Source organism: Micromonospora sp. URMC 107, assembly GCF_051386315.1.
Classification (GTDB): Bacteria; Actinomycetota; Actinomycetes; order Mycobacteriales; family Micromonosporaceae; genus Micromonospora.
Genome location: NZ_JBPQTK010000184.1, coordinates 1 through 8,596 on the forward strand (window position 1 = coordinate 1; position 8,596 = coordinate 8,596).

8 protein-coding genes are annotated in these 8,596 nt (G+C 72.5%); 6 read left to right on the forward strand and 2 right to left on the reverse strand.

Annotation, left to right across the window (positions count from 1 at the left end; all coding sequences use genetic code 11):
- From ACSNN9_RS26465 to ACSNN9_RS26480, 4 genes are all read left to right on the forward strand, one after another.
- Nucleotides 1–446, forward strand: a 446-nt coding sequence (locus ACSNN9_RS26465; protein WP_436675954.1) for a hypothetical protein, incomplete at its 5' end; no start/stop codon positions are given.
- Between the two features lie 431 nt (nt 447–877).
- Nucleotides 878–1,327 carry a helix-turn-helix transcriptional regulator gene (locus tag ACSNN9_RS26470; RefSeq protein ID WP_436675956.1) on the forward strand — a complete coding sequence of 150 codons (450 nt, stop codon included), beginning with the start codon at nt 878–880 and terminating at the stop codon, nt 1,325–1,327.
- Nucleotides 1,328–1,332: 5 nt separating this feature from the next.
- The gene (locus ACSNN9_RS26475; RefSeq protein WP_436675958.1) at nt 1,333–1,743 is read left to right on the forward strand and encodes a VOC family protein; all 411 of its coding nucleotides are present in this window, start codon (nt 1,333–1,335) and stop codon (nt 1,741–1,743) included.
- 77 nt (nt 1,744–1,820) lie between these two features.
- Nucleotides 1,821–4,199, forward strand: a complete 2,379-nt coding sequence (locus tag ACSNN9_RS26480) for an ATP-binding cassette domain-containing protein (RefSeq protein WP_436675959.1) — start codon at nt 1,821–1,823, stop codon at nt 4,197–4,199.
- A 474-nt stretch (nt 4,200–4,673) separates the two neighbouring features.
- Here the strand turns inward: ACSNN9_RS26480 and ACSNN9_RS26485 are convergent, their stop codons facing one another.
- Nucleotides 4,674–4,970, reverse strand: coding sequence for a hypothetical protein (locus ACSNN9_RS26485; RefSeq protein WP_436675961.1), 297 nt, complete (start codon nt 4,968–4,970; stop codon nt 4,674–4,676).
- Nucleotides 4,971–5,303: 333 nt separating this feature from the next.
- Here ACSNN9_RS26485 and ACSNN9_RS26490 point away from each other — a divergent pair, with 333 nt between their 5' ends.
- Nucleotides 5,304–6,308 carry a tyrosine-type recombinase/integrase gene (locus ACSNN9_RS26490; protein ID WP_436675962.1) on the forward strand — a complete coding sequence of 335 codons (1,005 nt, stop codon included), beginning with the start codon at nt 5,304–5,306 and terminating at the stop codon, nt 6,306–6,308.
- A 109-nt stretch (nt 6,309–6,417) separates the two neighbouring features.
- Here ACSNN9_RS26490 and ACSNN9_RS26495 read toward each other — a convergent pair whose 3' ends face one another.
- Entirely contained in the window at nt 6,418–7,284 is an 867-nt protein-coding gene (locus ACSNN9_RS26495) for a bifunctional 5,10-methylenetetrahydrofolate dehydrogenase/5,10-methenyltetrahydrofolate cyclohydrolase (RefSeq protein ID WP_436675963.1), read from the reverse strand.
- 238 nt (nt 7,285–7,522) lie between these two features.
- Here ACSNN9_RS26495 and ACSNN9_RS26500 point away from each other — a divergent pair, with 238 nt between their 5' ends.
- Nucleotides 7,523–8,572, forward strand: coding sequence for a carboxylate-amine ligase (locus tag ACSNN9_RS26500; protein ID WP_436675964.1), 1,050 nt, complete (start codon nt 7,523–7,525; stop codon nt 8,570–8,572).
- Nucleotides 8,573–8,596: the final 24 nt, after the last annotated feature.

Sequence of the window (8,596 nt, forward strand, 5' to 3'; positions counted from 1 at the left end):
ACCGGCAGCGCACCGCCGAGCAGCAGACGCGGGCGGCCACCGCGATGCGCACCCTCGTGGACGGCTTCGGCGGCACCCTCGCCGTCTTCGGCCACGAGTACGGCTACGCCGACCCCGCGCAGGCCCACGCCGTCGACACCACGCTGCGCGCCATCGACCCCACCGCCACCCGCCGCCGCGCCGACTGGTTCCACCACGACATCACCGGCAGCGACCTGTTCACCGACGTGCGCGCCGACACCCTGCACCGCGACCTGCCCCTGAGCACCGACCGCTACCTGCGCCTGCTGCAGACCTTCGGCCCGTACCGGCAGCGCACCGCCGAGCAGCAGACGCGGGCGGCCACCGCGATGCGCACCCTCGTGGACGGCTTCGGCGGCACCGTCGTACTGCGCCTGCGCACCACCCTCGTCCTCGCCCGCCGCCCCCGCACCAGCCGAACCTGAGCCCGTCGCCCGCCGCGCGGCCCGCGGTTCTCGCGCGGCCGGCGACCCGGTCCACCCGACGTAGCGCAGGTCGCGACCGAGCCACGTGCAGTACCGCGCGAGAACCGTGGGCCGCTCCCGCAGCTGCGCCGCCAACCGAGGCCACAGCACGCCGTAGCCGTACCCGCCCATCGACGCCGCGGACCGGAACACCTCACCGAGCCACGGCACCACCGCACCGGTGCGCAGCGCCGGCACGACCTCACCGCGGTAGCGCCCGTAGTCGAACACGAAGATCTCGGCATCCGCGCCCACGCTCACACCTCCGGGCCGCGAGGCCTCCCAGGCGGACCCGCCCCGACACCATCCGATACACCCGCCGCGGCGACACGGCGGCGGCAGGCCGCCGACCCTGCTGGGCAACCCCGCCGGGACGTGGCACGATCTTGCACGTGACCAGCAGAGACGCCGCAGCCCAACACCTGCGCGACCTCGCCCGGCTACGCCGCGTCCGCGATCGGATCGACCGGGAGTACGCCCAACCGCTGGACGTCGAGGCGCTCGCCCGCGGCGCGAACATGTCGGCCGGACACCTGAGCCGCCAGTTCCGCCTCGCCTACGGCGAATCGCCGTACGCCTACCTCATGACGCGCCGCATCGAACGCGCCATGGCGCTGCTGCGCCGCGGCGACCTCAGCGTCACGGAAGTCTGTTTCGCCGTCGGCTGCTCGTCCCTGGGCACCTTCAGCACACGCTTCACCGAACTCGTCGGCGTGCCGCCGAGCACCTACCGGGCCCGCAGCGCCCCCGCGACGGCGGAGATGCCACCCTGCCTCGCGAAACAGGTGACCAGACCGATCAGGAATCGAGAAGCACGGGCCACGCGGCCGCAACTAGCCTGACCGCCATGGACATCACCATCCACTACGCCTTCCTCCCGCACACCGACGCGGACGCCGCCCTCACCTTCTACCGCGACACCCTCGGCTTCGAGGTCCGCAACGACGTCGGATACGACGGGATGCGCTGGATCACCGTCGGTCCCCCCAACCAGCCGGGCACGTCCATCGTCCTGCACCCGCCGGCCGCCGACCCCGGCATCACCGACGACGAGCGCCAGACCATCCTCGAACTGATCGCCAAGGGCAGCTACACCGCCATCACCCTGGCCACCGACGACCTCGACGGCCTCTTCGACCGACTGCAGGCCAGCGGCGCCGACGTCGTCCAGGAACCGACCGCACAGCCGTACGGCGTCCGCGACTGCGCCTTCCGCGACCCCACGGGCAACCTCATCCGCATCAACGAGCTGCGCTGACCCCTCCGGCGACGCCACACCCCGCACGGATGACCGGTCGCGGCGCCGAACGCGACCCCGCAACAGATGGAGACACGATGAGCACGGCCACGCAGGCACCCGCGCAGCACGTCGCCGACAGCCACGACCTGATCCGCGTGCAGGGCGCCCGCGTCAACAACCTCAAGGACGTCAGCGTCGAGATACCGAAGCGCCGGCTGACGGTGTTCACCGGCGTCTCCGGCTCGGGCAAGAGCTCGCTGGTGTTCGGCACGATCGCCGCGGAGTCGCAGCGGATGATCAACGAAACCTACAGCGCCTTCCTGCAGGGCTTCATGCCGTCGCTCACCCGACCGGAAGTCGACCTGCTCGACGGGCTGACCACGGCGATCATCGTCGACCAGGAGCGGATGGGCGCCAACCCGCGCTCCACCGTCGGCACCGCCACCGACGCCAACGCCATGCTGCGCATCCTGTTCAGCCGCCTCGGCCAGCCACACATCGGCTCACCCAACGCGTACTCCTTCAACATCCCCACCGTGACAGCCAGCGGCGCCATCACCGTCGAGCGCGGCAACAAGACCAAGGCCGAGAAGGCGACCTTCCACCGCCTCGGCGGCATGTGCCCGCGCTGCGAGGGCATGGGCACCGTCAACGACATCGACCTGACCGCCCTGTACGACGCCGACAAGTCGCTCAACGAGGGCGCGATCACGATCCCCGGCTACAGCATGGACGGCTGGTACGGCCGCATCTTCCGCGGCTGCGGCTACTTCGACCCCGACAAGCCGATCCGCAAGTTCACCAAGAAGGAACTGCACGACCTGCTCCACCGGGAGCCCACCAAGATCAAGATCGACGGCATCAACCTGACGTACGCCGGGATCATCCCGCAGATCCAGAAGTCGTTCCTCTCCAAGGACGTCGACGCCCTGCAACCGCACATCCGGGCCTTCGTCGAGCGGGCCGTGACCTTCCAGACCTGCCCGGACTGCAACGGAACCCGGCTCAGCCCGGAGGCCCGCTCCTCGAAGATCAACGGCAAGAGCATCGCCGACGTCTGCGCCATGCAGATCAGCGACCTCGCCGGATGGGTGCGCGAACTCGACGAACCCTCGGTGGCCCCCCTGCTCACGGGGCTGCAACACCTGCTCGACTCGTTCGAGCAGATCGGCCTGGGCTACCTCTCGCTCGACCGCCCGGCCGGCACCCTGTCCGGGGGAGAGGCACAGCGCACCAAGATGATCCGCCACCTCGGCTCATCCCTCACCGACGTCACCTACGTCTTCGACGAACCCACCATCGGCCTGCACCCGCACGACATCCAGCGGATGAACAACCTGCTGCTGCAACTGCGCAACAAGGGCAACACCGTGCTCGTCGTCGAGCACAAGCCCGAGACCATCACGATCGCCGACCACGTCGTCGATCTCGGCCCCGGCGCCGGCACGCAGGGCGGCACGGTCTGCTTCGAAGGCACCGTGCAGGGCCTGCGGGGGAGCGGCACCGTCACCGGCCGCCACCTCGACGACCGGGCCACCCTGAAAGCGACCGTGCGCACCCCCACCGGCGCGCTGGAGATCCGGGGCGCCACCGCGCACAACCTGCGCGACGTCGACGTCGACATCCCACTCGGCGTGCTCTGCGTCATCACCGGCGTCGCCGGCTCCGGCAAGAGCTCACTCGTCCACGGCTCGGTCGCCGGACGCGACGGCGTGGTCGTGATCGACCAGGGAGCGATCCGCGGCTCACGACGCAGCAACCCGGCCACCTACACCGGCCTGCTCGACCCGATCCGCAAGGCCTTCGCCAAGGCCAACGGCGTCAAGCCCGCGCTGTTCAGCGCCAACTCCGAGGGCGCCTGCCCCACCTGCAACGGCGCCGGCGTCATCTACACCGACCTGGGCGTCATGGCGACCGTCGAGACCACGTGCGAGGAGTGCGGGGGCAAGCGCTTCCAGGCGTCCGTGCTGGAGTACACGCTGGGCGGCCGGAACATCGCCGAGGTGCTCGCCATGTCGGTCGCCGAGGCCGAGGAGTTCTTCGGCGCCGGCGACGCCCGCATCCCGGCCGCCCACGCCATCCTGACCCGACTCGCCGACGTCGGGCTGGGCTACCTCAGCCTCGGCCAGCCGCTCACCACCCTCTCCGGCGGCGAGCGGCAGCGACTCAAGCTCGCCACCCACATGGCCGAGAAGGGCGGCGTCTACGTCCTCGACGAACCGACCACCGGCCTGCACCTCGCCGACGTCGCGCAACTGCTCGCCCTGCTCGACCGCCTCGTCGACTCCGGCAAGTCCGTCATCGTCATCGAGCACCACCAGGCCGTCATGGCACACGCCGACTGGATCGTCGACCTCGGCCCCGGCGCGGGCCACGACGGCGGCCGGATCGTCTTCGAGGGCACCCCCGCCGACCTGGTCGCCGCCCGCTCCACCCTCACCGGCGAACACCTCGCCGCCTACGTCGGCGCCTGACCGAGGAACCTGGTGGACGCTGGAGGACCGCTGACCGCTGAGCAGGTGCGGCAGCGTGCGCGGCGAGGCCACGGCCGGGGGAGCGGCCCATGCTCGCCGAGGAGTTTGCGGGACGCACTCGCGTTCCGTGCTGACGGTGGGGGACCGAATCGCCTCGCTGGGTGACGGTCGGTGCCACGACGAGCGCCGAAGGCGGCCGGGGCTGTGCGCGCGGCGGATCCAGGTTCGTCCGCCGCGAGCACGCAACGTCGGCCCGGGCGGTGGCGCCAGCGGGGGTTCGGCCGCGATCGAGCCCGTGCATCAGCGCCTGGCGCTTTCGGGTCGCGCGGGGGTCGGGTCCGGTGCACGGATCCGCGGGGAGACGGCCGACCGGGTGTCGTCGAGGCGCGGCGGGCCCTACGCAGGGCCCGCCGCCGGTACGGTGCCTCCCGAAGCCCGCCCCAGCTGCCATATCTCCCGATTCGATAATGTACATTATGTCAAGTAAGCAGGATCGGGCACTCCCTCGGCCCGCTCGGGCGGCAGCGCCGCGAGGCGCCGCGGTTGCGCTTCCACCAGCGCGACCCGTGCCCGCACCGGCGCGGGCGGCACCGCGATCAGATGGCTGTGCGCCCGGTGGGCCTCCTCGTGCACGCGGGCGAACCCCAGCGACTCGGCGTAGCCGATCCGGCGGGCGGGGCTGCGCGTCACCAAGCTCAGCGGCTCGACCAGGAGCACCTGCCGCTGGCGGGTGCCGTCGCGCAGGACCCGCCGCAGGTCCCCGGTGAGCACGCGGCCCGGCGCGCGCCCAGGTGCCCCGCGAGGGCCAACGCGCACAACGGCGACCGGTCGTGGACCTGCACCGACCCGCATCCCCCGGACGCCTCGCGGCGCTTGGCTGGAGCCCTGCCACCGCCTCGACGAAGCCCTCCTCCTGCCACGGCTCGGCGACGCCCCGCTCCCGCCCTGCCGCGATGACCTCGGTGGCCGCCTCCGCGACCACGTCGGCGCAGCGCGTCGGCGAGCGTCGTCCTGCCCGCCCCCCGGCGCACCCGTCAGCACGTACCGCCGCATGCCCTCCCCCTCGGCTGTCGGTCAACCCGAAAATCATGCATAATATCGCTTATGCATGACAAACAGGACGAATCGGTACAGCGGCTGATCGAGGAGTTCCTGACGGCGCGCGCCACCCGCAAGCCCTCCCCCCACACGCTGGAGGCGTACCGGCGGGACCTGCGCGCCGTCGCCGCGCTTGCGGCCGAGGAAACCACCCCTCCCCTCCCCCTCGACGCGCTGCCCGTCGCCGCCCTCAGCGCCCGCGTGATGCGCGCGGCGTTCGCCCGGTTCGCCGCTCCCCGCGCGGCCGCGTCGGTGCACCGGGCGTGGTCCACCTGGAACAGCTTCTTCTCGTTCCTGGTCGCCGACGGGGTGGTCGCCGGCAACCCGATGCCGGCGGTCGGTCGTCCCCGGGCGCCTCTCCCCCAGCCCAAGCCGCTGCGCGGCGCAGACACTCCCGAGCAGTTGCTCGCCTCGGTGGCCCGGCAGGAGGGGCGGCAGCGCGACCCGTGGCCGGAGCGCGACCTGGCGGTGCTGGCGTTGGCGCTCTGCGCGGGGCTGCGGCTGTCGGAGCTGCTGGCGCTGCGGGTGGGGTCGTTGACGGGCCGGGCGGGCGAGCGGCGGGTCGACGTGGCCGGCAAGGGCGGTCGGCCGCGGGTGGTGCCGATCGAGCCGGAACTGGACGGGGTGTTGGTGGGCTACCTGGACAGCCGGGTCCGCCGGTTCGGGTCGCGGACGGTGCGGCCGGACGCGCCGCTGCTGGTGGACCGCCAGGGTGAACCGCTGCGCCGGGGTGGGCTGCAGTACCTCGTGGAGTCCTGCTACCGGCGGGCGGGCATCACCGATCGGGTGCCGCGCGGGGCGCGGTTGCACGCGCTGCGGCACACCTTCGCGACGCGGTTGGCGGAGGACGGGGCGAGCGCGGCGGAGATCATGCGGTTGCTGGGTCACGCGTCGTTGGCGTCGTCGCAGACGTACATCGAGGTGACGGCCGGGCAGCAGCGCGCGGCGGTGCGGTCCAACCGTACCAATCGGGCGTTGGCGGGGTTGGTGGACCGGCAGGCGGGGTCGTGAGGGCGCGCGGTCGCGGTGTTCCGGGCCGGGCCTGGTAGGTCGCACCGGTCCGGCGGCGACACCCGCCGCCGGACCGGTGTGGGTGGGGTGTCGCCGCGGGACGGGTGGGTCAGGCGTGGCCGGTGGCGCGGCGGGCGGCGTCGAGGGCGTTGCGGAAGAGCATGGCGACGGTGGTGGGGCCGACCCCGCCGACGCGGGGGGTGATGGCGCCGGCGACGTCGGCGCAGGTCTCGGCGACGTCGGGTAGGAGGCGTCGGCCCTCGTAGCGGACGCCGCCGCCGATGACGACGGCGCCGGGGCGGACGTGTTCGGGCTGGATGATGCCCGGGACGCCGGCGGCGGCGATGAGGATGTCGGCGCGTCGGGTGTGGGTGGCCCAGTCGGGGACGCCGGTGTGGACGACGGTGACGGCGGCGTTGGCGGTGGGTCGTTTCTGGGTGAGCAGCAGGGCGAGGGGGCGGCCGAGGGTGGCGCCGCGGCCGAGGATGACGACGTCGCGTCCGGCGACGGGGATGTCGTGGAAGGCGAGCAGGGCTTCGATGCCGGCGGGGGTGCAGGGCAGCGGGCCGGGCAGGCCGAGGGCGAGGCGTCCCATGTTGAGCGGGTGCATGCCGTCGACGTCGAGGTCGGGGTCCATGGTCTGCAGGGCCCGGTCGTAGTCGAGGTGCGTGGGGATGGGGTGCTGGATGAGCAGGCCGTGCACGTCGGGTGCGGTGTTGAAGTCGGCGATGGCGCGGTGCAGGTCGGCCTGGGTGGCGGTGGCGGGCAGGTGTACGTGGGGCGAGGTGAAGCCGAGTTCGGTGGCCTGGCGTTGCTTGATGCGGATGTAGCCGGCGCTGGCGTCGTCGTCGCCGACGAGGATGGTGGCGAGGCCGGGGGTGATGCCGGCGGCGCGCAGTGCGGTGACGCCGGCGGCGACGTCGGTGAGGATGCGTTCGGCGACGGGGGTGCCGGGCAGGAGTCGGGCGGTGGGCATGCTGCTCCTCTGCCGGCGGGGCCCAGGCGGTCGACCTCCGCGCGGTGGAGCTCCCCGATGGTTTGGTGTCCATCCTCTGGCCGCCAGTCGCGTCTGGTGTCAGCTTGCCACAGCGGTCCGGGCGGGGTGGGCCCGGCGGTGGGGCGTTGACTGAGGGTGTCTTGGCCGTTACTGGTTGGGCTACCCTGTCGGCCTGGTCGGGTCGGGCGGGTCGCCCGCGGTGTCGTGAGTGGAGGCCATGGTGCCGGGTGCGGGCGCGGTGGTGGAGCGGGCGGCGGCGCGATTGGGTTCGCGGGTGTCGGGTGAGATCACGACGTTGCACGTGGAGACCAGGACGGATCCGACGTCGTCGGTGCGGCTGTTGTTGGAGCAGTTGGTGCAGGCACGTCGGGTGGTGGCGGAGTGTGCGGCGGTCGACGGGTTGCGGATCGTGGCGACCGGTACGCCGGTGCTGGCGGGGGCGACGTCGCCGCCGGTGACTCGGGGGCCGAGGCAGGATCTGGGTACGGCGACGTTTCGGGGGTTGCACGACGAGTTGGCGATCTGTGCGTTGCACGTGCACGTGGAGTTGCCGGACCGGGAGCGGGCGTTGCTGGTCAGTAACCATCTGCGGGTGCATCTGCCGTTGTTGATCGCGTTGGCGGCGAACTCGCCGTACTGGGAGGGGCGGGATTCGGGTTACGCGAGTTGGCGGTCGATGGTCTGGCCGCGGTGGCCGGTGGCGGGGCCGCCGCCGCGTTTCACGTCGTTGGCTCACTACGAGCGGGTGGTGCAGATGTTGTCGGCGGCGGGGGCGGTCGTGGATCCGGGGACGTTGTTCTGGGACGTCCGGCCGTCGGTGTCGCATCCGACGTTGGAGGTGCGGGTGGCGGATGTGCCGGTGTCGGCGCAGGAGTCGGCGTTGGTGGCGGCGTTGGTGCGGGCGTTGGTGGTGCGGGGGTTGGAGGCGGTGGATCGGGGTGACCATGGTCCGGAGGTTGCCGGGGAGTGGTTGCGGGCGGCGTACTGGCGGGCGGCGCGCGATGGCCTGGAGGGTGCGTTGCTGGAGGCGGGTACGGGGCGGTTGCGGCCGGCGCGTGAGGTGCTGGGCGAGGTGGTGGACTGGTTGGCGCCGGTGTTGCGGGCGTGTGGGGACGAGGATCTGGTGCGGGGCTGGTTGGGGCGGTTGCTGGTGGTGGGCAGCGGTGCGGCGCGGCAGCGGGCGGCGGCGGGTCGTCGGGGTCGGCTGGCGGACGTGGTGGATTTCCTCGTCGCGCAGACGGTGGTGGACGAGCGGTTGCCGGCGTAGGCGGGTGGTGGCGCCGGGTTGGTG